Source organism: Dasania marina DSM 21967, assembly GCF_000373485.1.
In the GTDB taxonomy this organism is placed as follows: Bacteria; Pseudomonadota; Gammaproteobacteria; order Pseudomonadales; family Dasaniaceae; genus Dasania; species Dasania marina.
On record NZ_KB891575.1, the window covers coordinates 657,889 to 684,290 of the forward strand.

The following is a 26,402-nucleotide window of genomic DNA, read 5'->3' on the forward strand; positions in this document are numbered from 1 at the left end:
AACCGACAGGGTAAATCGTTATCTATACGCAAGGGTTATAACTAACTGAATAACTTAGGGGAAATGTTCTAACTACTGCACGCAGCTAATAAAGCTGGCGGCGAACTCGGCCATAAAGCGGTAATAGCCATTGGCCTCGGCTTTTATATGGCTGGCCATGGGGTCTAAGGGCTGCTGTTTAATAGCCAAACCTTGGGTGAGGGTGGCTAATAACGCCGGTTGGTATTGCGGCTCTTTAAAAACACAGGCGATGCCGCCTTGCTTGAGTTGCTCGCTTAGGGCCCAAAGGTGCTTGGCCCCGGGCTTTTTGTCGGGGCTAAGGCTTAGCACCGCTGCATGGCGCTGGCCATAGTGGCGCTCGAAATGGCCATAGCCATCGTGCAGCACCATATAAGGTTTAGGCTGTAGCGCCTTAAACTGCTGTTGCAGCTGTGCATCCAGCGCTGCCAATTGGGCGCTAAAGCGTTGCAGGTTTTGCTCAAAAGTAAGGCGCTGGGCGGGCAGTAGGGTGGTTAGGCGCTGGGCTATTTGCCGGGCTATGTGCTGGGCTTGTACTGGGCTTAGCCATATATGTGGGTCTTGGCCGTGATGCTGGTGCTCACTATGGCCGTGCTCGTCTTGATCTGGTTCTATATCTGCTCCTGTATCTAGCTCTGATTCATTAAGCAGGGTTAACACCCGCGGCGAGGGCAGTAACGATAAGGGCTTGGCTAAAAAGCGCTCCATGCTGGGGCCTACCCATATCACCAACTCAGCATTGGCCAAAAGCTGGCGATCGGAAGGCTTTAACTGGTATAGGTGAGGGGATACATTAGGGGCTAGCAATAACTCAACTTCGGCCGTATCACCGGCAATCGCCAGCGCAATCAGCTGTATAGGCTTGATAGAGGCTAATAACTTGGGCTTAGCGTCGGCAGTAACATCGGCATCGGCCTGCGACAACAACGGCGCCATTAACAACACGCCAGCCAATAACAGGCGTAGCGCTAAACGTAGCGGGGGCAAGGCATGGGCAATAGTTGTTAACACGGTGTGTGGGCTCAATAGGGTGGTAATAACGCTAGTCATAACGTCAATATCATTTTCATTAATAACAACGGGCGCTATCACCCCGAAAAGAAACGTTATACTATAACATTTCTTTTAATGAGCATAGGGCACAACCCAAAAGCCATGAGCACCTCAACCAATACCAGCGGTTTTGAACAGCACAACCACAGCCATTGCATTAGCAACGCCTTAGCCGAGGCTGATCTCATCTGCCAGCAAAAAACCCTGCGGCTAACGCCACTGCGCAGGCAGGTGTTGGGCTATATCTGGCAAAGTCACAAGCCGCTAGGTGCCTACACGTTATTAGAGATGCTAGCAGCCAGCCGCGCGCCCGGTAACAACAGCCGCATAGCACCGCCCACGGTGTATAGAGCCCTAGAGTTTTTACAAGCGCACGGCCTAGTGCATCGCATCGCCTCGCTCAATGCCTATATAGGTTGCTGCAGCCCCAGCGATACCCATCAAAGCCACTTTTTTATATGCCGCCACTGCAATAGCACGGTAGAACTAGCCACCCCAGCCATTAGCGCCGCTATCGCCCAGTCGGCACACGACACCGGCTTTATGGTAGAGGATGAATGCGTAGAAGTGGTGGGGCTATGCCCGCAATGCCAAAATATAAACCCAGAAACAGCGGGGGATACGGCATGAGCGAGCCCTTACTTCAGGCAAAACAAGTCTCCATGGTTTACGGCCAGCAAACCGTGTTGCAGGCAGTGGATTTAACGATTAAAGCAGGGGAGATCGTCACCTTAATAGGCCCCAATGGCGCGGGCAAAACCACGCTAGTTAAAGCCGTTCTGGGGCTAATTAAACCCAGCCAAGGCCACATCATCCGCCAACCCGGCCTGCGCATAGGATATATGCCACAACGTCTGCATGTAGACCCCAGCCTGCCCATTACCGTGGGCCGCTTTTTGCGGCTGGCACACCCCAGCAAAGCAGCCATTAAAGAAGCCTTGGCCGAAGTAGGCACCAGCCATCTACTCAACAACCCTTTGCAATCTATATCGGGCGGCGAGCTACAGCGGGTGCTATTAGCCAGGGCGCTACTGCGCAATCCACAGCTATTAGTGTTGGACGAACCGGTGCAGGGCGTAGACATAGCCGGCCAAACCGAACTGTATCAATTAATAGAAACCCTACGCGACCGCCACCGCTGCGGGGTATTGATGGTATCCCACGATTTACACCTAGTAATGGCGCAAACCGACACCGTCATCTGCCTTAACCAGCACGTGTGCTGCCACGGCCACCCCGAACACGTTAGCACCGACCCCGCCTATTTGGCCCTGTTTGGCGAAAAATACAGCCAAGCCTTGGCGGTATACCATCACGATCACGACCATGAGCACGATATACACGGCGATGTGATAGCCGATGATGATGGCGAGAAGGCCGGCTGCGGCCACGATCATCACCACGGCAGCCATCAGCACAACAATAAGCACAACGAACAGAAACAAGACGAACAAAAAGGAGAGCAGGGCCATGCCTGATTTTTTATGGTTGGGCCTTAGCGCCGGGTTAATTATCGCCGCCATCGCAGGGCCCTTAGGCTCGTTTGTGGTGTGGCAGCGGCTAGCCTACTTTGGCGACACCCTCGCGCACTCCGCCTTACTAGGCGTAGCCCTCAGCCTGTGGCTAAGCATTAACATACAACTGGGCATCATCATCTGCTGCCTAGGCTTGGCCGTGTTGTTAGTAGTGCTGCAACGCAAACCGCAACTGGCCAGCGACAGCTTACTAGGCATACTCTCCCACGGCAGCTTAGCGCTGGGCCTAGTCACCATTGCCCTGATAGACGATATGCGCTTAGACCTAAACGCCTACCTATTTGGCGACCTACTCGCGGTAAGCCTGCACGACCTCTACTGGATAGGCGGCATAGCACTGGCCCTAGCACTCACCCTATGGCGCAACTGGAACAACCTACTCGCCATCACCGTACACCCCGAACTGGCCCAAGTAGAAGGCCTGCCGGTAGAGCGCCTGCGCCTCACCCTTATGCTCATGATTGCCTTGCTGGTAGCCATCGCCATGAAAATAATCGGCGTGCTACTCATCACCGCACTACTCATCATCCCCGCCGCCGCCAGCCGCAAATTCGTCACCTCACCCGAACAAATGGCCGCCACCGCCATAGCCATAGGCTGCGGCTCGGTAGTAGGGGGCTTGGGTTTATCCCTCAGCCTAGATACACCGGCAGGGCCATCCATAGTAGTGTTTGCGATAGGCTTGTTTTTAGTTGCCGGGGCAGCCAACACTGCGCTAGGTTTAGTTAAAAAATAGAACGCGGCCTTGCAGTAGTTAATTCGGCATCTACATAACTAAGTGGATACTGAATCAAGTTCAGTATGACAAACTACACTAGTCGTACCGGCCTTGAGTTAGTACCCATTAGTTTTAATTTATTAATTGATCGATTTACTGGTTACGCTTTATATTCACACCAGCAAGAAAATATCTTTTGTAGTTAGAGGTTTCTCTAACTACCTACAATCACAAACACCACCCTCTACGAAGCACCCGTTGCCCCTTGGGAGTCGCCGAGCAACGGAGAAAAATAACGGCGCGAAGCAGCGAGCACTGTCCGAGCAAAAAACGATTGAGTATCGTTTTTTGTGAGTTGCGCAGCGGCCGTTAGTTTTTTGAGTAGCGCAGGGCATCGGCGCAGCCGACGACGGACTAGGGGTGCCTTTTTCTTTGGTTAGCTTTCTTTTGGGCAAGCAAAAGAAAGTAACCCGCCCAGCAAGGCGGAAAGTAACCCTCAAACAAAACGGCCGTAAAAATAAATGGAAACTCTAAAACAATTCCAAACCCAACACCAACTCCCCGATGGCTACCTAACATCAGCACACAACCACTACACGCCCCTAATAAACACACTGCTACAACAACACGCCCACAGCCAACAAACCCTCACCCTAGGCATAAACGGCAGCCAAGGCAGCGGCAAAACCACCATGGCCGCCTACCTGCACACCGTGTTAAGCCACCAGCACAAACTCAAGGTGGTGAGCCTCAGCATTGATGACTTCTACTTATCCAAAAGTGCACGACTACATTTAGCCAAAACCGTGCACCCGCTGCTGGCCACCCGCGGCGTACCCGGCACCCACGATATTGCATTGGCACTCACAACGTTAGCCGCATTAAAAAAGCCGGGCAGGGTAGCCATACCCCGCTTTAATAAAGCCAGCGACGACTGCCTAGCCCGCGAGCAATGGGCCAACATTAGCGCCCCCGTCGATATTATTATTTTAGAGGGCTGGTGCTTAGGCGCTAGCCCACAAAGCGATGCCGAATTATCGCCAGCCATCAACAGCCTAGAAGCCGAGCACGATAGCGACGGCACCTGGCGGCACTACGTAAACCAACAACTAGCACAGCATTACCAGACCCTACACGAGCAAATAGATACCTGGGCCATGCTTAAAGCCCCATCCTTTGATTGCATATACCAATGGCGCTTAGAACAAGAGCACAAACTCGCTGCCAGCATAAAAGCCGGGCAGGGCAGTGAGCAGGAGGCTAGTGGGGTAATGAGTGATGAGGCCATCAAACAGTTTGTGATGTATTTTCAGCGTATTACCGAGCAGCTGTTAAAAAACTTACCTGCAAGGGTAGCGTTTTTGTTTAATCTCGATCAGAATCGGGAGATACGCTAAATACTAGCGTTAGGAATAATAAAAAAATAAATGGATGTTGAAATGCTCTTGCCCAATCCCCCTTGTTATCCACAGCACAACTCTATCCATTGTTTTTATCAATCTAGCCTATTGAGAGCAACTAGCCATGGATACTAAGCACTTATCATTTTCGACTATTTTATTGCTCGCATTAGCTGCTTGTGGCGGTGGTGGCGGCAGTTCCTCTGGCTCAGGCGATCAGTCCAGCTGCAGTGCAACCACAACAGCGCCATACCTAAGCACTAGCTATGACTCCTGCGCTGCGAGTGACAGCGATTTAACCGGCCTATGGGTGATAGTGTCGGACTATTCCATAGTTGGCCGCAATGCCGAGCGCAACAAACAGCAGCGCATGATGATGCGTATTTCCAATAGCGGCAGCAACTTAGAAGCTTATGTTTGCAACACCGACAGCAGCCTGCGCGAGTACACCTTCGCCGCTGGTGACAGCGGTCTCTCACTGCATGATGACAGGGCCGACGCTGATCTTGAGCTGAGTATTGTTAGTAATGTGCTAATGGAAGGCCAACATGTAGGCGGGGGCGTTAATAGCAGCACTGTTACTGCCATTAAAATCCAAGATGCCATATCCATGGGCCAGTTAAACTTAAATTACGAGCTGAATGGCTATTCCTTTAGCCAAGATGATATTGCGCTTAGCTGCTTTTCACAAAATAAAGGCACCACCGAGCTTCTATCTGTATCAGTAGACTTTGATGGTGAGTCCACCGTTTTTTTTGTGGATGTTAATAATAACGGTACTAATGAAGAGCTAAGCCTTAGTGTATTTAAACCTACCGACCCCAGTGATGAATTAGAGATTAATCTTAACTTTGACACTACCCTAGATGAAATTGAAGGTGAAAACACCGGTAATACATCAGCAGACTATGTGGAAAATAGCGGCAGTAGCATTAATTTAAATGCCAGCGTAATTGACGATCATATTGCGACTAATACAGCTGAGTTTGAGCTTACGATAAATTTATAAATTACTGCCAAGGCTAAAGCTGTTACGGGGATTATCCTGCATAATATTTTACTAGGATTAATATTATTTGGATCAAGGACTCTGCCCCAATAAAACCTTTATAACTCAAGGAGAGTTTTGTGAGAATTGCAATAACAATAATAATTTTAAGCTTTATTACTGGCTGCGCTTCAATTACTAAAGAATCAAGATGGATCGATGCCGGAGATAACCCAGCTCAACTGTTGGTTTATAGAGATGCCGGCGGTCATAGCAAAGCTATGGCTGCGAATTTTGGTTCATCCCAGCACTATATTGTCGATATAATGGAGAAAGAATTCATTGATATTTTATTGCCCCCAGGTGAGGAGATTTTTAAAACAGCAGGAGACGGCAGCACCGGTGGAACGTTTAAGATTACTCTTTCACCTAATACTAAAACCTGCCTTAAAATAGAACCTAATCCTGCACAATGGGCGGCAGTCGCAATTCCAATATTACTTGCCGTTATTCCAGCATACAACGTGAATGAAGTTGAGTGTCCTAGTGAGGACTATTTAGCATCGTTTAAACGATTAAGTATAGAGCTATAACTAGGCCATCAAAGTAAATAAATAAAGGGGTCGTAACGGTTATTTATCGTACGACCTATAAATCAAGTCAGTCAGTGTTATTGAAACACGAAAATTTAAGCGCTATATAAAAAATAAAAACTCTCTGAAATAGGAAATAGAATGAAATTTTTAGCAACAATAATAATATCTATCGCTCTCATAGGTTGCGGAACCAGCCAAACTTATCCTGGAGTCAAATTATCTAGCGATAAAATAGCCACCATTGAAGCCTCTGGCTATAACGACTGGGGGTTTCAAACAAAATACGAGGGTTTTGCTATTGCACAATCGAATGAACTCGTTGTAGGCAGTTTTACTAGAGGGTACCCAAAAGAAATCCAAGTCTTACCCGGTAAAAACAAAATCACGTTGCTATACAATACAAACCTAGGAAAATCTTTTGCACAACAAGCATTTAGCACAGGTTTAATTGGCGGTAGCATCAGCAACGCTCTAGATAAAAAAGACCATATCGAGCTTGAATTCATTGCAGAAGCAGGGAAAAATTACAGAATAATGTTTTACCCAAACATTCTAAGCAAAAAAGAAACAATACCTCAGCCATGGGTCGTAGATATAAACTCAAAAGAAGTTGTATTTGGTGAAGTCCCAGACATTGTAAAAGATCCAACTATCATTGAATAATAAGCGGAAACTAATAAACTCAAGGGTTCAAATCCTTTGGGTTTGTATTTTGACTCAATCGTTCTTTCCCTCTCATAACATACGATATTTCAACAATATTGTCCCTTGAAACTGTTATATTTTTACCTACTAAGGTGTTATCAACATGTCGCATTTAGAAACAAACTGCCTTTGTGGTGCAGTAAAAATTACCGCAGATGAAGTTAATCAAAAATTCACGGTGTGCCATTGCCAATCATGTAGAACCTGGGGAGGATCACCCTTCTTTGCTGTTAAGTGCGGCACTAAGGTAACAATTGAAGGTGGTGATAACGTTAAAATGTATGAATCATCATCTTGGGCCTCTCGTGGCTTTTGCACAGAATGTGGAACGCATCTGTTTTACAAATTTAAAGCGACAGGTGAATATAATATGTCATTAGGCTTATTTTCAAGCTTGCAAGGGCTGGAAATGGATATGCAGTATTTTAGCGACATGCGCCCTAGTTATTACTGCTTTGCCAATGAAACGAAAGAAATGACTACAGCTGAGATAATGGCGCATTTTGCATCAGACATGTAATCGCACAGACTTTCTGCTTTCCCTTGAGTTAAAAAATACACTGGTTCATAATCTATTTTTCCAAATATTAAAGAGGCATTTATGAAAAACATCACTCGCACACTTTTAGGTTTTACTGCGCTTGTTCTTTCTTTGCAGTGTTTTGCCGATAGTAACGACACCAACTTAGACCTCATTCATGCTCGCCAAAGTAATATGGAGTTGCGTTCTTATTTTTTAGGGCCCTTAGCGGCGATGGCGAAGGGTAAGTTGCCTTACGATGCCGAGATGGCAGCTAAGCTTAGTAACAGCCTGCAGTTGTTAAATGGTTTGGATATGGGCCGGGCGTGGGCGCCAGGAACCGCTAACGATAAATACGAGGGTAAAACTACCGCGCTGCCAAAAATATGGGACACCTACCCTGAAATTGGTCAATACGGTGAGAAATATGTAACAGCTGTCGATGCCCTCGCTAGCACTGCTGGCAATAGCTTAAATGAGCTGCGCGCTAGCTTAGGTGATGTCGGTAAAGCCTGCAAAGCTTGCCACGACGATTTTACTGAAAAACAGTAAGCGGCCTTGCATAAGTATCTACTTGAAAAAATCTGGGACCCACTAACACGCTTGTGGCATTGGGTTCTAGCCGTGGTGGTGTCGCTAGGTTGGTTCTTTGGCGAATTCATGTCATTCACCCGCATAGAATGGCATTTTTATTGTGGCTATACGGTTTTAGGTTTATTGGCGGTTCGTTTGATTTGGGGGTTTATTGGGCCCACGCCTATACGTTTTAGTAGCTTATTTTTTCGACCGTCGGCACTGTTAAATTACGCCCGCACGTTACCTAAACGCAGCCCTAGCGGAACACCGGGGCATAACCCACTGGGTTCGCTTTCGGTGCTTGCATTACTTTTACTACTAACAGCGCAAGCGCTGTCTGGTTTATTTATAGAGTCGGATGTTTTCTTTGAAACAGGGCCGCTTGCCTACCTAGTAACTGAGGCCACTATGTCGAGCCTGGCTTGGTGGCATGGGCTTTTAGCCAAATGTATTCTCGTGGTGGTCGTTTTGCATGTAGCAGCTATTTTTTATTATTGGCTTTGGAAAAAAGAAAACCTGATTAAACCTATGATTACTGGCTGGAAATGGGTTAAACGGGCACAAGTTACTAAAGATAAAAACCCTTAACTACCACCCATCACGCAAGCAACCTATTATAAGGCTCTGTCGGTTAGCCTTATTTCAAAACTGTTGTAGTCGAATAATCACATTCGCTGTTTGTTTGGCATCAACAAGCGCGCCATGTTTATTCGCTTGTGCGTGCCGTAAGTTCTCTAAGCCTAAATATTCAGAAAGCTTATCCAGTGAAGGTCCACGCGTAGAGCATGGAATCTCTTTTGCTTGCGCCCATGGTTGTGCGGCACGCTGACAACAAAATACTCCGGCAGGTCTAGCGGCAACGGCGTTATACCTCGCTATATGATCTACAATGAGCAACCAATCAAATGACGCGTTATGGCATGCTAATAGGCGGCCTTTAATCCAGGGTAAAATCTTGGGCCACTGTTCGCAGAAGGCTGGATGATGCTCCGCTTGCTTTTGGGTAATACCGTTAATTTTAGACGCTTCATCAGTCATCGGTCGGTGGGGGCGAACAAAAAACTCCTCACTTTTTTTAATCTTACCCTTACAAACTAAAACTAATCCTACGCTAACCATTCCTGGTGCGCCGCCTGAATCAAACAGGCCAGTGCTTTCTGTATCAACGACTACATACTCATCGGGAAGAGATTTAAACGGCCAAAGTAATTGATTAGTTAGCTCAAGAGACATAGTGATTCTCCCTTTATTCGACGAGGTTAACAGCTAAGACTGTGGTTATTTCCGAACCATTCCAATGAAACTGGTAGTGACCAGACTGGATAGCCGGTGCTTTCATCAGAGAGGGCCTAAGTGCAGCAATGCATTCGCCGCCGGGATGGCGTACTGAATTGTATAGAATGCCCATTTCGTTTTGCTCTCGAAGTTTTTCAGCGGCCGCTTGGGCGTCAGCGAAGCTGTCTGGGCTATGAACCTGAGGATTATTACGTAAATCCACCACGGTGCCATCTACTGCGCACTTGTAACAACGCATCATAAGTATTTGCGGTGCTTCATCCGTGGCACTGAGCAATCTGGCTCTACTGAACTTGGATTCAGCGAGTGCCGTTGCTAGGTTTAGCCCCGCGTAGTAGACACCATAGCGGCCCTTAGTAAATCGGCTTTCGACTCCGATATGGGTGAAAGCTGCCATGATAGGTGTGCTGCCATAACCTGTTATCCTGTCCTCAGAAACAACCAGCGAGATATCACCGGCTTGGTCCCGAACCCTATCATTGGTAATGCCTTCAAGTGCATAGGCTACTTCCAGCTCGTCGGGGTCTAGCAGGTTCTCAAAAATTTGAATGGGCGGGAAATGGCTGGGAATAAGGCGGTAGGTATCACACACTAATTCCACCCTATCCATAATGCTCTCCACGCCACGCATCTATATGGCGGCGCACATCTGAGAGGTCGACTACTCGGCCCGCCAGCATTCTATCTAGCGCCGATTGCCCGCCAAAGTCTCTGTTGGGCTTTTTGACCCAGGCCTTCCATTGAGCAGGATCGGTAAAGAGTAATTGAACACCCTTATAGATACCTGCTAAGTAAGATAGGCGCTCCAAGGTATCACCCGAGAGATTAATATCTTCTTTGGCGGCCACTTTTTTACGCCAATTATGAAGCGTTGTGCGGCTATTGAGGCCAGCAAGGGTGCAGCGCTGCTCTTCTGATAGCCCCCATTCATCGGCTATGCCAAGAAACAACTTCACCGCAACACGGCCCCGCATACCGTGATCGATAGCTTTTTGGTTGGCTGCTATATTCATAACCAGTCCTCCTTGGTTACTCTTAAGACTATGTTCATATATGAACATAGTCAATATTTTTGTTCATTACTGACATTGTCAACGTAAAGCCCATACCGATCAGGCACATGTAGATCAAGCGAGCTCAATGGGGCGGGTTCTTGAAATATAATCCTATAGCACCACCGACTATATAAACTCAAACTTTCCACGCCTCTGCCCTTTGATACTCAGCAATTTATAAAAGGTATATCTTCCCAACGTGTTGTATAAGCCGGTGATAAAAACTGTTGCCGCATGCGCCAGCGTTTATTTGAGCCTTCTGCACCCCAATAAAGTAAACCCTGGCCATAGCGGCGATTTATTTTATCGACGGTTAGCATTAATGCATCGCATTGTTCGCTTTGTGACTTTTGAAACAGGTCTTGTTGATTATATTTTCGCTCACTTAAATCCAGCAGCCCTATGCCAGCTTTTAAATAGCGCTTATCCTCTTTATAAATAATCTTTAAGGCCTTGTTGGCGTTTGCAATTATAATTCTACTGTCGTCGGTGGGATAGGGTAATTGCACTACCAATTGTTGACTGTAGTAATTATTGTCATAGGGTGAGGTATTAATAAACACTTGTATGCTTTTGCAATATTGCTTTTGCGCTCTAAGTTTTTCGCAGGCTCGCGCTGCATAGGCGCTTATCGCTTGTGCTAACGGTTTTAGCTCGGTTGGTTTTTCGCCAAATGAGCGGGTACAAAATATTTGTTTTTTTGCCGTTGGCTGCAGCTCTAATGACAAAGCCGGTTTTCCATTTAGCTCCTCTATGATGCGCTCAACATCAACACTAAATTGCTTGCGTAAGTGCTTTGCATTGGCCGTAGCTAAGTCATAAATGTTAACTATATTGATTGCGTTTAGCCGCTTACCTAACTGGCTGCCTATGCCCCACACTTTGGTAACAGGTAAACGCTTTTGTAACCACTGCCATTTTTCTTGACTGTCTAATAGGCATACACCTTGTACTTTTGGTATTTTTTTAGCGGCGTGATTGGCTAATTTAGCCAAGGTTTTAGTCGGTGCTATACCTACACTTACCGGCATGCGTATATCGCGCCAAACGGTTTGTTTGATCGTTTGGCCATAGGCTATTAGTGGCTCTTGCACACCCGCCAAACATAAAAACATTTCGTCGATGGAATACACTTCTATATCGGGCGAATAGTTTTGCAGTGTGCTCATTACTTTATGGCTAATATCGCCATACAGGCAGTAGTTACTGCTAAACACGTGCACGCCTTTTTGGCGCAGCAGATGAGCTATTTTAAAAAAAGCCTGTAAGTCAGGTATACCTAAGTTTTTTGCCTCTTTGCTACGGGCAACAATACAGCCGTCGTTGTTTGATAACACCACCACGGGCTTGCCACGCAAGTCGGGCCTAAATATTTGTTCGCAGCTAGCATAAAAGCTATTGCAATCAACTAAGGCGTACATGGTGACGAATGGAGTGTATAACCACGCCCTCTATTATTAGCTCGCTATTTTCAGCAACGGCTATGGGCTTTATTTTGGGATTAGCAGCGACTAATTGCTGCTTGTGTTTATCTAAAATTTTGCAGGTTAGCTCACCATCTAAGGCAGCTATTACTATATTGCCATGCTTGGGCTCAATGGCCCGGTCAACAATGAGGGTATCGCCATCAAAAATACCGCGCCCAGTCATAGAGCTACCTTGGGCTCTGGCTAAGTAAGTGGCGGCAGGGTGACGGATAAGATGCTGATTAAGATCCAGATTATTTTCTAAAAAATCATCGGCGGCAGACGGAAAGCCCGCCGCTACAGCACTGCCATATTTGGGTAAAAGGAGTATTTTCATAGATCGGCATATACTGTACATAAACACAGTGTCTGTCAAGCTGCTTTCAAAGACTCTGTCCCATCGAAACACAAAAAACTTAATTTACATCAAAACATGCTTATTAGCCTTGTGATTAAATGACTGCCATAAATTAGCCGCGGTGTGATCAGCATCGAGAACCTTATTCCAGAGTATAAATTTATGAAAGCAGTATCCCAGTTAGCCTGTATTGTAGGCCTAAGCGCAGCCATTGCCACTCCCACTTTTGCTTACCAGGCCGGTGATATTATTATTCGCGCCGGTGCCACCACGGTAGAGCCGCAAGAAAACAGCGAGGCGATTGCGTTAAATGGCAGCGTGCTCTCATTAACAGGCCGCACTAGCGACTTAGCGGTGGATAGCAACACTCAGTTGGGCATAACGGCTAGCTATGTTTTAGATCAGCACTGGGCAGTTGAGTTACTGGCCGCCACACCTTTTCGCCATACAGCAACAGCTACGGGTGAGCTAGCCGGCCTAGATATTGCCGATGTTAAGCAGCTGCCGCCCACGCTATCAGCCATTTATTACTTTGATAGCAGCAGCGCCTTTAAGCCTTATCTAGGTGCCGGCATTAACTACACGATTTTCTTTGATGAAGATATTACTCATGCCGCCGATACCGCTTTGAGTGGCTTGGGTTTGACGGGAGCTGATGTAGCATTAGATGACTCTTGGGGTATTGCTCTGCAAGTGGGTGCCGATTATGCCATTGACGATAACTGGCTAGTCAACGCGTCTATACGCTGGATAGATATAAACACCACCGCAACAATTAATTTTGAAGGTGGCAACACCATCAGCAGCGATGTAGATCTAGATCCTTACGTTTATACTTTGGCCATAGGCTATAAATTTTAAGCCTCCTAGCTGGCGCTATTAACCTAACGTACTGTTAATAGCGAGATCAAGGGGCTCAGAGTCTTTGAAGCTTAACTTCTGGCCCCAATTAAACTATTTACCCCTCAGTTTCACCCAACCACAAAACTACTCACCCCCAAAATCAACTGTCACGTGATAATTTCCTTGCGTCTCTGTAACCTCATAAAACCAACCGTGGCGCTGAATCACTTTTTCACTGAGCTGTAAGCCTAGGCCGTAACCTAACGCGACTTCTTTATCGCCAGCTTCAACTTTAGGGGCTTTAGTATTATCGCTATCGTTACTATTAGTGATGGTGACCCGGCTATCTTGTTGTTTGATTGCCACCTTGCCCTGTTGGGTGTGCTGATAAGCATTGCGAATAAGATTGCTTAACACTATATGGCAGGCGGTGGCTTCTATATTCACGTTACAGGCTTCGGCCTCTACGGTGACTTCAACGGCTTTGCCGTTGAGTAAATAGTTGAGGTCGCTGCATAGTTGCTGTATTTTTTCATTGAGTTTTATGGGCTCTGGCGCAACGGTTTGTTCGTCATTACGGCTAAGCCAAAGTAAGGTTTCGGTTAAACCACTCATGGTTAGGCCTGCGCGCTCTATGCGCTGTAAGGTGAGTTGCTGCTTGTCGCTGATGGGGTCTTTTTCACTTAAGCGTTTTAATAAATCTACATTGCTGCGTATAACCGCAATAGGTGTACGTAATTCGTGGCTGGCATAGCTTAAAAAGCGCTGCTCACGCTCTAAGCTTTGGTGTGCCGAAGCTAAACTGCTTTGCACTAATTCCGCTAACACATTGAGTTCGTTGTAGCTGAAGTCTGGTGGCGCGTTCTGAATCGTGTCTTGGTTTAGCGATTTGGCCCAATTTTTTAGCGACTCTATAGGCTTAGCTATTTTTTGCATAATCATGATTAACACAAAGGCAAAAAATACGATGGCGATAACCGCTGTGCCTATGGTCCAATATAAACGCTTTCTAGGTTTGCTAGTGCCCGCCTCTACCGGCCGGTCTTTGCCTAGCATAACCCTGGTTATAAAGCGCATTTCCCCTTCAGGGGTGTGATAACTTAGCAAAAAATAAATATTTTCAGGCATGGTAAAAATACAGTCCTGATCTTTTAATTTTTGTAGTTTACCTAGCTCGTCTGGTGGTGACAGGAAGCGCTGCTGAATAATCGCCGGGGTGTCTTGCCAGCGGCTAGCCACGCTAAAGCCCGCTATATGCTGAGGTAGGCCATCTTCAACATACGGTGTTTTCGCTAGCTCACGCATAACGCTTTTTAAACCTTTGTCTAGGCCATCAAAAAAGTAATGAACACTCAAAAACGAAAAGCCTATAGTCATTACTGAGCCCAGTAACACCACACTGATGAAAAAATACAGCCTAAGGCTGGGCCTAATTTTCACTACAATGCCCCTTCGCTATCATTCTTGTTCTCGTTATTGTTTTTAATGGCAAAGCCTATACCTGAAACAGTATCTAGTTTAATACTGCTCAACTCTGCATCCAGCTGTTTACGTAAATGATAAATATGTACTTTTAGGCTATTACTGTCGGGCTGTTCGTCGCCCCATACCGCTTGCATAATCTGTTGGCGGCTTACCGCTTGCGGGCTGGCGCGCACTAAGACTTCTAATAATTTAAACGCGATGGGCGAAAGCTTTAACGGCTTTTGGTTTAACAGCGCACTGCGCTGGCTTACATCTAATATTAAGTCGCCTAATACTAAGCGCCTGGCTTCGCCACTGCGGCGCTTGGCCAGCACTTGCACGCGCGCCACTAGCTCTTTCATGGCAAAGGGTTTGACTAAATAATCATCACTACCGGCTTCAAAACCTTGCAGTTTATGCTCTAGGCTATCGCGTGCGGTTAACATCAGTATAGGAATATCCATGCCTCTTTCGCGCAGGGTATTGCACAGCGTCAAGCCATCCATTTTGGGCATATTGATGTCTAGCATGATCATTTGGTAATGATTAGTTGCTAGCAAGCTCAAACCCATTAGCCCATTGCTGGCATGGTCACAGCTAATGGATTCGATATCGAGATAGTCGACAATAGTGGTGGCCAGATCTATATCGTCTTCAACCAGCAGTACATTTATCATTGCGATGGTATTCCTTCATTGCTGTCAGCTTTTTAGCTAGCAACACAGTAGCTAGCAAGGCGCACATTTAGCCTTCAGCTTGCTCAATGTTACTTTCTGCCAAGCCACCACCCAATACGCGATACAGGGTAATGCGGTTATCCAGATCCGCCTGCCTAGTAAGAATCAGCGACTGCTGTGCGCTATACATAGTGCGCTGTGCCTCTAAGGCCGTTTGAAAACTATCAACGCCATTTTGATAACGCGCTAACGACAAATCATAACTACGGGTTGCTGCGGCCACTAAGGCCTGCTCGGCATCCAGTTGCGCTTGTATGGTTGCCCGTCGCGCTAGCGCATCCGCCACTTCGGCAAAGGCACTTTGGATAGCATATTCATAGGCGGCCAGCGCTTTGCGTTGTTGGGCTTTACTATACGCGAGGTTGGCATCATTCGCGCCGCCGTCGAATATGGGCAGGGTAATGCTGGGGGCAATAGCCCAAATAGTACTGGCACCGCCACTAAAAATATCCGCAAACACCGAGCTAGCCACACCGCCTGTTGCCGTTAATGACAAACTGGGGAAGTACGCCGCCCTAGCAACGCCGATATTGGCATGGGCTGATTTTAAACTGTGCTCGGCGGCCAATACATCGGGCCGTTGCAACAGTACCGCTGATGACAAACCCGCAGGCACATCGGTGACCAGTGTTGCGCTATTGGGCAGGGCAGCGGGTAACAAGCGCTGGTCAAACGGCTCACCCACCAGCAAACGCAGGGCATTACTATCTTGCGCTACCTGGGTTGTATACAGGGCAATATCGGAGCGGGCACTGTGGTATACCGTTTCGGCGCTGGCCACATCTACCCGTGAATCCACGCCCAGCTCTAAGCGCTTGTTGGTGATGTCCAAGGTTTTTTGAGCATTGGCCATGGTTTCTTGGGCTAGAGTCAACGCGCTGTTATCCGCCGCCAAGTTTAACCAGGCATTGGCTATCTCACTGATGAGTGCGATATGGGCCGCTTTCGCGGTTTCTGCCGTGGCTAAATAGGCTTCCATTTGGGCGGCGCTAAGGCTGCGGTTTTTACCAAACAAATCAATTTCGTAACCGCTTAAACCGGCCTCTGCTTGGTAGCTAGTCTCGGTAGTGCCCGATGATAATCTACTGCGATTACCGCTTAGGCCCACATCAAGGTGAGGAAATAAATCGGCACGCTGAATACGGTAAGTGGCCCGGGCCGCTTCCACATCGGCAAGGGTTTGTCGCAAGCTTCTGTTATTGCTAAGCGCCAACTCAATCAGCTCGGCTAGGCGCTGATCTTTAATAAAGTGTTGCCAAGGCAGTTGCATGGCCAGCTCGCTGGATAAACCTTGGGCCTTAAGTTGCTGAGAGTCTTGAGCAGAAGACTCTGTACTCCAATCATTAGCCAGCGGCAACTCCGTACGAGAGTACTCTGGGGCTAAGGTGCTGCAGCCGGTTAGTAATAATGCCCAAGCGATGGGTAATAACCTTGCGCGGCGCAGTACAGCTACCTTTATCTGCGCTTGTGCGCATAACTTACTCATGGGTAAGCTCCACTGGCTTTTCGTCATCGTCATAAACAGGACGCCTTTTCGGGAAGCAGCCACGAATCAACACAAAGAACATGGGCACCAGGAATATCCCTAATATCGTTGCTGTAAACGTGCCGCCCACAATACCGGTGCCTATCGCTATACGGCTATTGCCGCCAGCGCCCGATGACAAGGCCAAGGGCAGGGTGCCCAACATAAAGGCCATGGAGGTCATAATAATGGGCCGCAAACGTAATTTGGCCGCTTGCACGGCGGCGTCCATTAACGACATGCCGCGTTGGTAAGAGGCTTCCGCAAACTCCACAATAAGAATGGCATTTTTTGAGGCCAGCCCTATGGTGGTGAGTAGCGCTACTTGAAAATAAATATCGTTATCTAGCCCTCTCATAGACGAAGCCAGAGCGGCACCAATCACGCCGAGTGGGATAACCATAATAACCGATAGCGGTACCGACCAACTTTCATATAAAGCCGCTAGCGCCAGAAAAACCACCAATATTGAGATGGCGTATAACATAGGCGACTGGCCACTGGATTGCTTCTCTTGATAGGACAAGCCACTCCAGGCATAGCTGAGTTTGCCTTGGCCCACGTCCTTGGTGAGGCGCTCCATTTCAGCCATGGCTTGGCCCGAGCTAACGCCACTGGCCGCGGCACCTTGTATGCTGAACGAGGCTATGCCATTGAAGCGTGACAAACTTTGCGGCGCACTAGACCACGACGCCGTGCTAAACGCCGATAGCGGCGTCATGGTGGTTTCGCCCGCTGCATTTTGGCCACGTACATGCCACTCGTTTAAATCGCTAGGTTGCGAGCGGTACTCGGCATCACTAGCCACATACACTTTTTTAACACGGCCGCGGTCAATAAAGTCATTCACATAGCTGCCAGCCCACGCTGAAGTTAACGTGCTGGACACATCCGACAAGGACAAACCCAGCGCCGTTGCCTTACCGTTGTCTATATCAATTTTGAGCTGTGGCGTATTACTTAGCGCGCCCTCCCTAATACCCACTAGCAATTCACTTTGCCGTGCTTGGGCGAGTAGCTCGTCCTTTAAGGTAACTAACTCGTCACGGCTAGTGCCAGCTGCCGCCTGTAGCTCAAAGCTAAAACCGTTACTTTGCCCCAAACCGCGAATAACCGGTTGCGACAGGGCAAATATTTTGGCATCGCGTATAGAGGATAGGTTTTTGTTCATACGCCCAATCAGCGCGTCCGCACTTTGATCTTGCTTGGAGCGCTCATCCCAGTGTTTTAATGTTACAAACCCTAGGCCTGCATTTTGGCCACTGCCCGAAAAATTAAAGCCCGAAATAGAAAAGGCGCCTATAACACTATCGGTTTCCTCTTCTATTAAATATTTCTCTACTTGCACTGCCGCAGCACTGGTGCGTTTGATGGATGCACCCTCGGGCAGGTTAATTTGAAACATCACACTGCCTTGGTCTTCCTGGGGTAAAAACCCTGTAGGCATGCGTACAATAAGCAAACCCAGGATCAGCACAATCACACCGTACACCAGCATCCAGCGCACTTTACCGGTAATGATCTTGCGTACATAACCGCTGTAAGAAACCGTTAGGCGATCGACGTAGCGGTTAAAACTGGCAAAAAATCCTTTGCCTTCGCTATTGTGTGCGGTGTTGTGTGCACTGTTGCTTTCACTATTGTGCTCATCATTACGCTCATCACGCAACAAGCTCGCGCACAAGGTTGGGCTAAGGGTTAGCGCCACGATCACCGACAAGGTCATAGACGACACAATCGCGATAGAAAACTGCTGGTAGATAACCCCGGTAGAGCCACCAAAAAATGCCATCGGTAAAAATACTGCCGATAACACCACGCCTATGCCTATCAGTGCGCCACTAATTTCTGCCATAGACTCTATGGTGGCATCGCGTGGCGATAGGTTTTTCTCGCGCATCAGCCGCTCTACGTTTTCAACCACCACTATGGCGTCGTCCACCAGCAAACCTATAGAAAGCACAATGCCAAACATGGTGAGGGTGTTAATTGAAAAGCCAAAGGCCGATAACACGCCAAAGGTACCCAACAATACTATCGGTACCGCAATAGCGGGTATTAAGGTGGCGCGCCAGTTTTGTAAAAACAACCACATCACCAGCACCACTAACACCACCGCTTCCATGAGGGTGTAAACCACTTCACTAATTGAAATTTTAATAAACTCGGTACTGTCACGGGGGAAGGTGACTTTGTAGCCGTCGGGTAGGCTTGGCACCAGCTCGGCCACTTTTGCTTTTACCCGGTTGGCGGTGGCTAAGGCATTAGCACCTGGCGACAACATCACAGCAATACCCGATGCCGGGTGGCCATTTAAGCGCCTTATAGAGTCATAGCTCTCACTGCCAATTTCTACCCTGGCCACATCGCTCAAGCGCACATTGGCACCGGAGGCATCGTATTTTACGATGATATTGCGAAACTCTTCCGGCGTAGAAAGCATAGATTGCGCCGTCACCGTGGCATTAAGCTCTTGCGTAGCTAAGGTGGGCATTGCACCAATTTTACCGGCGGGCACTTGCACGTTTTGGGCTTTTAAGGCGCTGGTAATATCGGAGGGCATTAGCGCATAGGCGTTGAGCTTGCTGGGGTCTAACCAAATACGCATCGCATATTGCGAACCAAACACCCTTATATCACCTACACCTTCAACACGTGCTAAGGCGTCTTCCATATTAGAGGCTAGGTAATCGGCAATATCCGCCCCCGTTGCTTGATCCGTTTCATCATGCAGCGCGGTAATCAGCAAAAAATCGCTATTGGATTTTCTTACCGTTACCCCTTGCGCCTGCACCGACTCGGGGAAGCGCGAGTTAACCTGCTGCACTTTGTTTTGCACCTGCACTTGGGCAAAGTCGGGGTCGGTACCTTGCTCAAAGGTAACGCTCACCGAGGCCGAGCCATCCGAGGTGCTAGAAGACGAGAAGTACAACAGCCCATCAAGGCCAGTAAGCTGCTGCTCTAATATTTGGGTAACGCTGTTTTCAACGGTTGCCGCATCCGCGCCGGTATAGGTGGTGCTTACATTAATAACCGGTGGCGCTACGTCAGGGTATTGCGCCACGGGTAGCGACATAATAGAGGCAATACCGCTAAGCATAATAATAATGGAAATAACCCAGGCAAAAACGGGCCTATCGATAAAGAAACGAGCAAACATGGCTTACACCCCTTCTTGCATGGCGGGGGTATCGCTAGTGGGTTTCACCACGTTTACCATGGTGCCACTGTTATTCATTTCTACCTGCACAGGCTTCACCGCACTGCCGGGTCGCACCTTGTCAGAGCCTTCTACTAACAGCTTGTCGTTTACCGATAAACCGCTGGCGATTAGCCATTGGTTTTCAACGGCATTAACCGTTTGTACTATGCGTTTTTGCACCACGTTCTTATCGTCAATCACATAGGCATAAGACTCGCCATTGGCGCTGTGGTAAATCCCTTGCTGGGGCACCAATATGGCATGCTCATCAACGGCCTCATTCACTTGCGCGCGCACAAACATACCCGGCAATAATAAGCCCTCGGGGTTGGGGAACTCAGCGCGTAAGGTTACCGTGCCGGTAGACGCATCAACCGACACCTCTTGCATTTTAAGTTCACCTTTATAAAGGTACTCGCTACCGTCTTCTAGGGTGAGTGCAACGGCCGTAGTGCCTTGGCTAATGCTTTTATCGCGCAGCAATTGGCGCAGCTTTAACAGCTCGGTACTGCCTTTTCTCATATCCACATAAATGGGGTCTAAGCTGCGTATAGTGGCCAGGGCAGTGGCCTGCTGTGCCGTTACCAATGCGCCTTGGGTTACGGTAGAAATACCAATGTGGCCAGCGATAGGGGCTTTAACTTTGGTGTATTCAAGGTTGATAGCCGCACTTTCTAATTCCGCTTGGTACCTATCGGTATCGGCCTTGGCTTCTAGATAGGTGGCGTTAGCATCGTCGGCATCTTGTTTAGAAATACCATCAAATTTAAGCAAGTTAGCATAACGCTGGGCTTTTAATTGTGCCGTTACCAGCGAGGCCTTAGCGCTATTGAGGTTGGCCTTGGCTTCGTTATAAGCCGCTTGAAAGGTGGCGGGGTCAATTTGATACAGTAATTGCCCTTGCTCAACCCTGCTGCCTTCTTCAAATAGGCGTTGTTGAATAATACCGCTTACCTGTGGGCGCACTTCCGCCATCTGCGAAGCCACTACCCGGGCCTGCATTTGGGTGTCGATGTTGTGTGTGGCAGTTGTTACCGTAATGTAGGCAACGTCTGGTGCAGGCGCACTTTTTCTTGCTGCGTTATCTTGTTGGCAACCACTTAGCAAAGCGGCTACAAGCACTATACCCCCGGTACAGATTGGGTATTTCATGATGGCATGCTCCATAAACGTAAATAAAAAGACGAGGCTAAAGACAACAACCTATTCCCGCTATGCCTATTTCCGTATGCATAGGTGAATACCTGTAAAAGTCTACTATTGGACCAGCATAACAAGGCCAAGGTTAAAACAGGGTTAATGAAGGCGTTAATGGCGAGCTAAATAGATGCTGAATCGAGTTCAGCATGACAAAGCGCACCACCCACCGCCATACCGGCCCTACGCCTGTATCCATAAATAACGAAACCCAACACCCACTGTCATACCGGACTTGATCCGGTATCCATAAATCACAAACCCAACACCCACCGTCATACCGGCCTCGCGCCGGTATCCACAAACAACTAAACCCAACACAACGTCATACCGGCCTCGCGCCGGTATCCATTCGGTATATATGAGCGTATAAAGTAAGCCTTGCACGCCGGCATAGCGAGTCAACAAACAGTGTAGCCACCCAACTAATGGCCGTGGCTTTCAACGCGCTGCCATGTGTTTATTAACGACACCGCCCCCAAAGAGCTAGCTTTTTGGTGCAGCATAGATAACAATCGCGGCAACGCTAAGAAAACGCGTTAGGATGATTGACGGTTAAAGGGATTTTTAATGCAGTACACACCACAAAGTTTTAAGGATGCGGTTGCTGAAAATATTATCAGCGCAGAGCAAGCCGATAAACTATTAGCGTTTTTAAAGACTCACCCCGATACTCGCCCCAATACTATCACCGGTTCTCACCCGGATTCTCAAGAAAACACCTACCCCAATACCAATTCACATATTGCACCCAGCTTTAACTTTACCCATGTGCTGTATTACTTTGGCGGCCTAATTGCTATTGCCGCCATGACCCTGTTTATGAACTTAGGTTGGGAGTCGTTTGGTGGCTGGGGCATAGTTTGCATTTCACTTATTTATGCCACCCTAGGGCTAAAACTTAGCCATAACTTCAAACAGAAAGGCCTAAGCATCCCCGCCGGCATTTGCGCCACGTTTGTGGTGGCCTTAAGCCCCTTGGCTATTTATGGCTTACAACAAGGCATGGGCTGGTGGCCCGATGATAGCAACTACCAAGACTATCACCGCTATGTAAAATGGCATTGGCTGTATATGGAAGCCGGCACCTTAATAGTGGGCTCCATCATGGCTAGGCACTTTAAATATCCGTTTTTAATTATGCCTATCGCCGTAACGCTGTGGTATTTAAGCATGGATATTACCGCGATTATCAGCGGCGATAGTTTTAGCTGGGAGCTACGCAAACTCGTTTCCATGTATTGCGGTTTACTCATGATAGGCCTGGCCGTTTGGGTAGACATACGCGCAAGATACCAAGCCGACTATGCGTTTTGGATATACATATTCGGCGTCATCGCCTTTTGGGGCGGTATGACGCTGCAACAATCTGACAGCGAACTCAGCAAATTCATTTACCTATGCATTAACCTAGTGATGATAGGCACAGGCATTTTGCTAGTACGCCGCGTATTCGCCATATTTGGCGCTATCGGTTGCTGTTTATACCTAGGCCACTTAGCCGAAGATATTTTTAAAGATAGCTGGCTGTTTCCCATATCCTTAACCTTTATAGGTTTAGGCATTGTTTATTTGGGTGTGCTTTGGCAAAAGCATGAAAAAGAAATTACCCAAAAAATGCGCGCGTTGTTGCCTTTGGCTTTAAGAGAGTTGCTGGAATCTAAGGAACAGGGTTTTACTAATAAGCTATGAGTCTTTATGTATTAACGGCGGAGCATGGTTATATCTGGGGATAATTTTGTAGATTTATACTTTATGTTTAGATCTGGCCATATCTAAAAACAAATTGTTATACGAAACCACACGGAGAGCTCTAATGATAAATATAATCTCTGCAATAATCTCAATTGCTATCTGCACAGGTTGTTCAACCCAAGCCACAATGGCAGTTTATTCTCAGCCGGAAGGCGCTTATATAACAGAGGTCGGCACAGGAAAATCATGGGGTATGGCCCCGGTTTCTGTAGCTTACAATGCTGCAGCATTAAAGCAGCACGTTAACTCTGAGGGCTGCTATCTTGTAAAAGGTTTTAAGGCCCAATGGGTAAGCGGAGCATCCTCATTACTGGACCCCATCAAGCTATGTGGCAGTGCAACAGGTAATTATAATATCTCACTTGCTCGCGAAGCATCTCATCCAAATCTAGAGAAAGATCTACAGTTTGCTTTGCAGGTTCAATCTATTAATGCACAGCGTAGGCAAGCACAAGCAGCAAGTGATTCAGCTGCTGCCGCTCTTTGGTCTGCATGGTCTACGAGCCAACAAAATAATATTAATTGCACAAGCACTCCCATCGGAGATTCGGTGTATACCAATTGCAAGTAAATCGTATAAGGAATTTAAGGGGTAGTAACGATTATTTTTCATACAGCCCTCTTAGAGGATCAGGAGTTATAGCACTTAAAGGTATCAAGGAGTCAGAGTCTTTGAAGTTTAAGTTCGTGGCTACATCGCTTTAAGAAACTAGAGGTATCATTCTGGTTCCATGTATTACATAGGGGCTTTCAACGACTCTGACCCCTTGAATATAGATCTGACCAGATCTAAGAACAAGCTGTTATGCATTAAGGAATAGGTATGGATACATTTGAGTTTAATGTTGATGAAAAGCTTAGGCCTTCTGTTGAAAGAAAATTTACAGGGTCAACTTCCATTGATAGAGAAGTATCAGCCCTTTCTCTTGATGGTGTTCCTATATGTATTAAACCAGTAATTGTTTTTTTGCGCCTATATCGAAAGGTAGCTCCAAAAGCATTACGGTGTCGATGTGTATTTGACCCTAGCTGCTCTCATTATAGTGAATTAGCATTTAGGGAGCATGGCTTAATAGTTGGGACCAGGCTTACATATAATAGACTCCATCGGTGCCAGCCAGGATCAGGCGGTATAGATTTTTCAAACTTAAAACAAGGAAAGTAAAATGAAATATAAAGTTGAATCAATTGGTTCAGAGTTTTCAAATAAAGGAATAAAAGCCCTAGAGCAGCGTTTGGATTCTAAAGCATCAGAAGGGTACAAGTTTCATTCCGTATTCCAAGTTTCACAGCCCGGCTGCCTAAGTATAGGTCAAGGCACTACGACTTACTTAGCTGTTTACGTTAAAGATTAAAGCATCACAAAGCCAGCATGGCCGCAGCAGAATCAAGGGATCAGAGTCTTTGAAATATGCTGTATGGAAGCAGACGGCTCTCAGTGTCATGAAAAACACCGCTAATATATTTCACTAAAAAGGAAGTAATATGAAAAAGGCAGTAATAACTCTAGCTCTAATTCTAACAAGTACAGTTGCTTTTTCTCACGGTGGTGGTTGCCGTAAAAGCTCACCTCCAGGGCAATGCTGCCACATGGAAACTAAAACCGGAGTCGTTCACTGTCACTAAGCCCACAAGGTTCCTGAGTGCGCACTTAACAAGCGCAGACAATCAGACCTCCGGCCACTGTAGTTTTTGTAGAGAACACTAGGCTTTAAACAAATTATCTTCTAGGCTAAGTCTGGCTGAGTCAAGCGAAAATACAAAACACATTAACTATTAGAAGAAATTAATTATGGATGTTAAAAATTGCTGACGTAATGGCTTTAATATTTATAAGCAAAGCGAAAAGTTAATAAATAAATTTGGATTATCTTACTGAAACAGAGTCGTTGAAACTTAAGTTTGTAGAAACGTTGTGATAATAGACTAGAAATACATCATTCTAACCTTATTTACACATACGAGTTTTAACGACTCTGACCACTTGAAAAACCATTGAACGACCATGTCGTTAGACAGTAAATTTACAAATTTTCGCAAATTAAATTTCTAAAGGAGTATTTCATGGCACAACCACGCGCCTTCATCAGTTTTGAGATGGAAGATAAATGGGCAAGAGACTTTCTATCTCAGCATGCGAAAGATCAAAAGAACGACATACAGTTTTACGACTACTCGGTAAAAACTCCGTTTGAATCGCAGTGGAAAACGGAGTGCAAGAAACGCATTGCGGCGACAAAGGGGACTATTGTATTAATTGGAGAAACCACCTATAAATCTGAAGCGGTGCTCTGGGAAATCGCTGAAACAATTAGACAAGATCACTATATATTCGGCATTCAGATCAACAAAGATAAAATACATTCTATTCCTACAGGGCTGCCATCAAAAAATGTCATTCGTTGGGATTTCTATCAAATGATAAACTGGCTTAATACGTGGGTGTGATTGGGTATGTATCTCGAAGAAATAGCTAAGAAAATAAGTAATTTCCTTCCGAGAGGAGTGCTGCCGGAAGAGCATAACGGTGAACTACTACAAATTTATGCTGTGCTACTTCGCGTAAAAGGCCAAGCGGTCACTGAAAGCGATGTTCATGACGCTTGGTCTGCTTGGATGGCGCGCGAAGATCCTAGTCACGAATCACTCAAGCCGTTCGACCTACTCGATAGTGAAATACAAAATCAAGATAAAGTATTTGTTAAAGCAATTCGAAAAGCTGCGATAGCCCTTGAAAAAGAGACTCCCTCCAGATCAACATTTGACAATATTTTATTTCCTGAGGGCCCTCCTAAGAATGAAGACTCTAAGAAGCAAGCTCTAGAACTCTACAAAATCATGGTTCAGAGCTCTGAGGGACTGGTTGGTAGAAGACAGGCAGTTAATACCTTCTTCCTCACTATGAACGGCGCATTGCTGACTGCATCTGGGCTTATAGTGAAGAGCTCAGAAGGAGAGAGTCTCGCAGCTTGGGGGATTTTTGTATTGGCAATAGCTGGAGTCGTGCTTTGTAGCGCATGGAGGAGTCTGATAATTTCCTTCGGGCAATTGAATGCCGGAAAATTTAAAGTTATAAATTCTATGGAGCGACACCTAGAAGCCGCGATATATGCAGCCGAATGGGAAGCGCTGGGGCGAGGTGAGAACCCAAAAATATATCGGTCATTCACTTCTCGAGAAATATGGGTTCCAAATGCGCTACTCATCCTCCACGGATTAACAGTAGTTGTCTCAATATTAATCGCTATAGGTTGTATATCAATTGGTTAGTGATTCAAGGGGTCAGAGTCGTTGATATTTAGTTTATAGCAATATAAATTAAAACAAAAATTAAAGAAAATTAAAGGGGTCGTAACGATTATTTTTCATACAGCCCTCTTAAAGATTAATCAAGG

General features: G+C 46.8%; 28 protein-coding genes. 17 read left to right on the top strand and 11 right to left on the bottom strand.

Going from position 1 to position 26,402, the window contains the following annotated elements:
- Window positions 1-72: 72 nt before the first annotated feature.
- Window positions 73-1,068 carry a zinc ABC transporter substrate-binding protein gene (locus B067_RS0103015; RefSeq protein WP_156820729.1) on the bottom strand — a complete coding sequence of 332 codons (996 nt, stop codon included), beginning with the start codon at window positions 1,066-1,068 and terminating at the stop codon, window positions 73-75.
- A 105-nt stretch (window positions 1,069-1,173) separates the two neighbouring features.
- Between B067_RS0103015 and B067_RS0103020 the strand changes: the two genes are divergently transcribed.
- The 10 genes from B067_RS0103020 to B067_RS0103065 all read left to right on the top strand — a co-directional run bounded on the left by B067_RS0103020 (window position 1,174) and on the right by B067_RS0103065 (window position 8,697).
- Window positions 1,174-1,701 carry a Fur family transcriptional regulator gene (locus B067_RS0103020; protein ID WP_051083817.1) on the top strand — a complete coding sequence of 176 codons (528 nt, stop codon included), beginning with the start codon at window positions 1,174-1,176 and terminating at the stop codon, window positions 1,699-1,701.
- Window positions 1,698-2,549, top strand: a complete 852-nt coding sequence (gene znuC, locus B067_RS0103025; RefSeq protein ID WP_019528577.1) for a zinc ABC transporter ATP-binding protein ZnuC — start codon at window positions 1,698-1,700, stop codon at window positions 2,547-2,549. Before B067_RS0103020 ends, znuC begins: the two co-directional genes overlap by 4 nt.
- A complete protein-coding gene (locus B067_RS0103030) occupies window positions 2,542-3,342 on the top strand; it encodes a metal ABC transporter permease (RefSeq protein ID WP_019528578.1) in 801 nt (266 codons plus the stop codon). Before znuC ends, B067_RS0103030 begins: the two co-directional genes overlap by 8 nt.
- A 503-nt stretch (window positions 3,343-3,845) precedes the next feature.
- Window positions 3,846-4,721, top strand: a complete 876-nt coding sequence (locus tag B067_RS0103035; RefSeq protein WP_019528579.1) for a hypothetical protein — start codon at window positions 3,846-3,848, stop codon at window positions 4,719-4,721.
- A 127-nt stretch (window positions 4,722-4,848) separates the two neighbouring features.
- The gene (locus B067_RS0103040; RefSeq protein WP_019528580.1) at window positions 4,849-5,733 is read left to right on the top strand and encodes a hypothetical protein; all 885 of its coding nucleotides are present in this window, start codon (window positions 4,849-4,851) and stop codon (window positions 5,731-5,733) included.
- Window positions 5,734-5,852: 119 nt separating this feature from the next.
- Window positions 5,853-6,305, top strand: coding sequence for a hypothetical protein (locus tag B067_RS0103045; protein WP_019528581.1), 453 nt, complete (start codon window positions 5,853-5,855; stop codon window positions 6,303-6,305).
- 141 nt (window positions 6,306-6,446) lie between these two features.
- A complete protein-coding gene (locus B067_RS0103050; RefSeq protein WP_019528582.1) occupies window positions 6,447-6,971 on the top strand; it encodes a hypothetical protein in 525 nt (174 codons plus the stop codon).
- A gap of 145 nt (window positions 6,972-7,116) precedes the next feature.
- Window positions 7,117-7,533 carry a GFA family protein gene (locus tag B067_RS0103055; RefSeq protein WP_026244370.1) on the top strand — a complete coding sequence of 139 codons (417 nt, stop codon included), beginning with the start codon at window positions 7,117-7,119 and terminating at the stop codon, window positions 7,531-7,533.
- An 81-nt stretch (window positions 7,534-7,614) separates the two neighbouring features.
- Window positions 7,615-8,085: a c-type cytochrome gene (locus tag B067_RS19545; RefSeq protein ID WP_019528584.1), complete on the top strand. Its 471-nt coding sequence runs from the start codon at window positions 7,615-7,617 to the stop codon at window positions 8,083-8,085.
- Between the two features lie 6 nt (window positions 8,086-8,091).
- Window positions 8,092-8,697 (top strand): cytochrome b/b6 domain-containing protein, encoded by a 606-nt coding sequence (locus tag B067_RS0103065; RefSeq protein WP_026244371.1) that lies wholly within the window; start codon window positions 8,092-8,094, stop codon window positions 8,695-8,697.
- Window positions 8,698-8,751: 54 nt separating this feature from the next.
- Here B067_RS0103065 and B067_RS19550 read toward each other — a convergent pair whose 3' ends face one another.
- The 5 genes from B067_RS19550 to B067_RS0103090 all read right to left on the bottom strand — a co-directional run bounded on the left by B067_RS19550 (window position 8,752) and on the right by B067_RS0103090 (window position 12,263).
- Entirely contained in the window at window positions 8,752-9,342 is a 591-nt protein-coding gene (locus B067_RS19550; RefSeq protein ID WP_019528586.1) for a 3'-5' exonuclease, read from the bottom strand.
- A gap of 13 nt (window positions 9,343-9,355) precedes the next feature.
- Window positions 9,356-10,015, bottom strand: coding sequence for an RES family NAD+ phosphorylase (locus B067_RS0103075; RefSeq protein WP_019528587.1), 660 nt, complete (start codon window positions 10,013-10,015; stop codon window positions 9,356-9,358).
- Window positions 10,008-10,418 (bottom strand): MbcA/ParS/Xre antitoxin family protein, encoded by a 411-nt coding sequence (locus tag B067_RS0103080; protein WP_019528588.1) that lies wholly within the window; start codon window positions 10,416-10,418, stop codon window positions 10,008-10,010. The genes B067_RS0103075 and B067_RS0103080 overlap by 8 nt, the downstream gene beginning before the upstream one ends.
- Before the next feature lie 209 nt (window positions 10,419-10,627).
- On the bottom strand, window positions 10,628-11,881 hold the full coding sequence (locus B067_RS0103085) for a Y-family DNA polymerase (protein WP_019528589.1): 1,254 nt from the start codon (window positions 11,879-11,881) through the stop codon (window positions 10,628-10,630).
- On the bottom strand, window positions 11,865-12,263 hold the full coding sequence (locus B067_RS0103090; RefSeq protein ID WP_019528590.1) for a LexA family protein: 399 nt from the start codon (window positions 12,261-12,263) through the stop codon (window positions 11,865-11,867). The genes B067_RS0103085 and B067_RS0103090 overlap by 17 nt, the downstream gene beginning before the upstream one ends.
- Before the next feature lie 183 nt (window positions 12,264-12,446).
- Between B067_RS0103090 and B067_RS0103095 the strand changes: the two genes are divergently transcribed.
- Complete coding sequence (locus B067_RS0103095) at window positions 12,447-13,145, top strand: OmpW/AlkL family protein (RefSeq protein WP_019528591.1); 699 nt, start codon at window positions 12,447-12,449, stop codon at window positions 13,143-13,145.
- A 126-nt stretch (window positions 13,146-13,271) separates the two neighbouring features.
- Here the strand turns inward: B067_RS0103095 and B067_RS0103100 are convergent, their stop codons facing one another.
- From B067_RS0103100 to B067_RS0103120, 5 genes are all read right to left on the bottom strand, one after another.
- Window positions 13,272-14,567: a sensor histidine kinase gene (locus B067_RS0103100; RefSeq protein ID WP_019528592.1), complete on the bottom strand. Its 1,296-nt coding sequence runs from the start codon at window positions 14,565-14,567 to the stop codon at window positions 13,272-13,274.
- A complete protein-coding gene (locus B067_RS0103105) occupies window positions 14,567-15,268 on the bottom strand; it encodes a response regulator transcription factor (RefSeq protein WP_019528593.1) in 702 nt (233 codons plus the stop codon). The genes B067_RS0103100 and B067_RS0103105 overlap by 1 nt, the downstream gene beginning before the upstream one ends.
- Before the next feature lie 67 nt (window positions 15,269-15,335).
- On the bottom strand, window positions 15,336-16,814 hold the full coding sequence (locus B067_RS0103110) for an efflux transporter outer membrane subunit (protein ID WP_019528594.1): 1,479 nt from the start codon (window positions 16,812-16,814) through the stop codon (window positions 15,336-15,338).
- On the bottom strand, window positions 16,807-20,013 hold the full coding sequence (locus B067_RS0103115; protein ID WP_019528595.1) for an efflux RND transporter permease subunit: 3,207 nt from the start codon (window positions 20,011-20,013) through the stop codon (window positions 16,807-16,809). Before B067_RS0103115 ends, B067_RS0103110 begins: the two co-directional genes overlap by 8 nt.
- Before the next feature lie 3 nt (window positions 20,014-20,016).
- Complete coding sequence (locus B067_RS0103120; RefSeq protein WP_026244373.1) at window positions 20,017-21,207, bottom strand: efflux RND transporter periplasmic adaptor subunit; 1,191 nt, start codon at window positions 21,205-21,207, stop codon at window positions 20,017-20,019.
- A gap of 615 nt (window positions 21,208-21,822) precedes the next feature.
- Between B067_RS0103120 and B067_RS0103130 the strand changes: the two genes are divergently transcribed.
- From B067_RS0103130 to B067_RS0103155, 6 genes are all read left to right on the top strand, one after another.
- Window positions 21,823-22,944 (top strand): hypothetical protein, encoded by a 1,122-nt coding sequence (locus tag B067_RS0103130; RefSeq protein ID WP_019528597.1) that lies wholly within the window; start codon window positions 21,823-21,825, stop codon window positions 22,942-22,944.
- Between the two features lie 124 nt (window positions 22,945-23,068).
- A complete protein-coding gene (locus B067_RS0103135; protein ID WP_156820730.1) occupies window positions 23,069-23,578 on the top strand; it encodes a hypothetical protein in 510 nt (169 codons plus the stop codon).
- A gap of 252 nt (window positions 23,579-23,830) precedes the next feature.
- Window positions 23,831-24,172 (top strand): membrane protein insertion efficiency factor YidD, encoded by a 342-nt coding sequence (yidD, locus tag B067_RS21570; RefSeq protein WP_083921345.1) that lies wholly within the window; start codon window positions 23,831-23,833, stop codon window positions 24,170-24,172.
- A 1-nt stretch (window position 24,173) separates the two neighbouring features.
- Window positions 24,174-24,362 carry a hypothetical protein gene (locus tag B067_RS21575; protein ID WP_083921346.1) on the top strand — a complete coding sequence of 63 codons (189 nt, stop codon included), beginning with the start codon at window positions 24,174-24,176 and terminating at the stop codon, window positions 24,360-24,362.
- A gap of 709 nt (window positions 24,363-25,071) precedes the next feature.
- Complete coding sequence (locus B067_RS0103145; protein ID WP_019528600.1) at window positions 25,072-25,455, top strand: TIR domain-containing protein; 384 nt, start codon at window positions 25,072-25,074, stop codon at window positions 25,453-25,455.
- Window positions 25,456-25,461: 6 nt separating this feature from the next.
- A complete protein-coding gene (locus B067_RS0103155) occupies window positions 25,462-26,277 on the top strand; it encodes a RipA family octameric membrane protein (RefSeq protein WP_019528601.1) in 816 nt (271 codons plus the stop codon).
- Window positions 26,278-26,402 lie beyond the last annotated feature (125 nt).

What these genes read in the sequence shown, in the direction of transcription:
- B067_RS0103015 (WP_156820729.1), bottom strand. Translation starts at nt 1,068, where the DNA reads ATGACTAGCGTTATTACCACCCTATTGAGCCCACACACCGTGTTAACA.
- B067_RS0103020 (WP_051083817.1), top strand. Translation starts at nt 1,174, where the DNA reads ATGAGCACCTCAACCAATACCAGCGGTTTTGAACAGCACAACCACAGC.
- znuC (WP_019528577.1), top strand. Translation starts at nt 1,698, where the DNA reads ATGAGCGAGCCCTTACTTCAGGCAAAACAAGTCTCCATGGTTTACGGC.
- B067_RS0103030 (WP_019528578.1), top strand. Translation starts at nt 2,542, where the DNA reads ATGCCTGATTTTTTATGGTTGGGCCTTAGCGCCGGGTTAATTATCGCC.
- B067_RS0103035 (WP_019528579.1), top strand. Translation starts at nt 3,846, where the DNA reads ATGGAAACTCTAAAACAATTCCAAACCCAACACCAACTCCCCGATGGC.
- B067_RS0103040 (WP_019528580.1), top strand. Translation starts at nt 4,849, where the DNA reads ATGGATACTAAGCACTTATCATTTTCGACTATTTTATTGCTCGCATTA.
- B067_RS0103050 (WP_019528582.1), top strand. Translation starts at nt 6,447, where the DNA reads ATGAAATTTTTAGCAACAATAATAATATCTATCGCTCTCATAGGTTGC.
- B067_RS0103055 (WP_026244370.1), top strand. Translation starts at nt 7,117, where the DNA reads ATGTCGCATTTAGAAACAAACTGCCTTTGTGGTGCAGTAAAAATTACC.
- B067_RS19545 (WP_019528584.1), top strand. Translation starts at nt 7,615, where the DNA reads ATGAAAAACATCACTCGCACACTTTTAGGTTTTACTGCGCTTGTTCTT.
- B067_RS19550 (WP_019528586.1), bottom strand. Translation starts at nt 9,342, where the DNA reads ATGTCTCTTGAGCTAACTAATCAATTACTTTGGCCGTTTAAATCTCTT.
- B067_RS0103075 (WP_019528587.1), bottom strand. Translation starts at nt 10,015, where the DNA reads ATGGATAGGGTGGAATTAGTGTGTGATACCTACCGCCTTATTCCCAGC.
- B067_RS0103080 (WP_019528588.1), bottom strand. Translation starts at nt 10,418, where the DNA reads ATGAATATAGCAGCCAACCAAAAAGCTATCGATCACGGTATGCGGGGC.
- B067_RS0103085 (WP_019528589.1), bottom strand. Translation starts at nt 11,881, where the DNA reads ATGTACGCCTTAGTTGATTGCAATAGCTTTTATGCTAGCTGCGAACAA.
- B067_RS0103090 (WP_019528590.1), bottom strand. Translation starts at nt 12,263, where the DNA reads ATGAAAATACTCCTTTTACCCAAATATGGCAGTGCTGTAGCGGCGGGC.
- B067_RS0103095 (WP_019528591.1), top strand. Translation starts at nt 12,447, where the DNA reads ATGAAAGCAGTATCCCAGTTAGCCTGTATTGTAGGCCTAAGCGCAGCC.
- B067_RS0103105 (WP_019528593.1), bottom strand. Translation starts at nt 15,268, where the DNA reads ATGATAAATGTACTGCTGGTTGAAGACGATATAGATCTGGCCACCACT.
- B067_RS0103110 (WP_019528594.1), bottom strand. Translation starts at nt 16,814, where the DNA reads ATGAGTAAGTTATGCGCACAAGCGCAGATAAAGGTAGCTGTACTGCGC.
- B067_RS0103115 (WP_019528595.1), bottom strand. Translation starts at nt 20,013, where the DNA reads ATGTTTGCTCGTTTCTTTATCGATAGGCCCGTTTTTGCCTGGGTTATT.
- B067_RS0103120 (WP_026244373.1), bottom strand. Translation starts at nt 21,207, where the DNA reads ATGAAATACCCAATCTGTACCGGGGGTATAGTGCTTGTAGCCGCTTTG.
- B067_RS0103130 (WP_019528597.1), top strand. Translation starts at nt 21,823, where the DNA reads ATGCAGTACACACCACAAAGTTTTAAGGATGCGGTTGCTGAAAATATT.
- B067_RS0103135 (WP_156820730.1), top strand. Translation starts at nt 23,069, where the DNA reads ATGATAAATATAATCTCTGCAATAATCTCAATTGCTATCTGCACAGGT.
- yidD (WP_083921345.1), top strand. Translation starts at nt 23,831, where the DNA reads ATGGATACATTTGAGTTTAATGTTGATGAAAAGCTTAGGCCTTCTGTT.
- B067_RS21575 (WP_083921346.1), top strand. Translation starts at nt 24,174, where the DNA reads ATGAAATATAAAGTTGAATCAATTGGTTCAGAGTTTTCAAATAAAGGA.
- B067_RS0103145 (WP_019528600.1), top strand. Translation starts at nt 25,072, where the DNA reads ATGGCACAACCACGCGCCTTCATCAGTTTTGAGATGGAAGATAAATGG.
- B067_RS0103155 (WP_019528601.1), top strand. Translation starts at nt 25,462, where the DNA reads ATGTATCTCGAAGAAATAGCTAAGAAAATAAGTAATTTCCTTCCGAGA.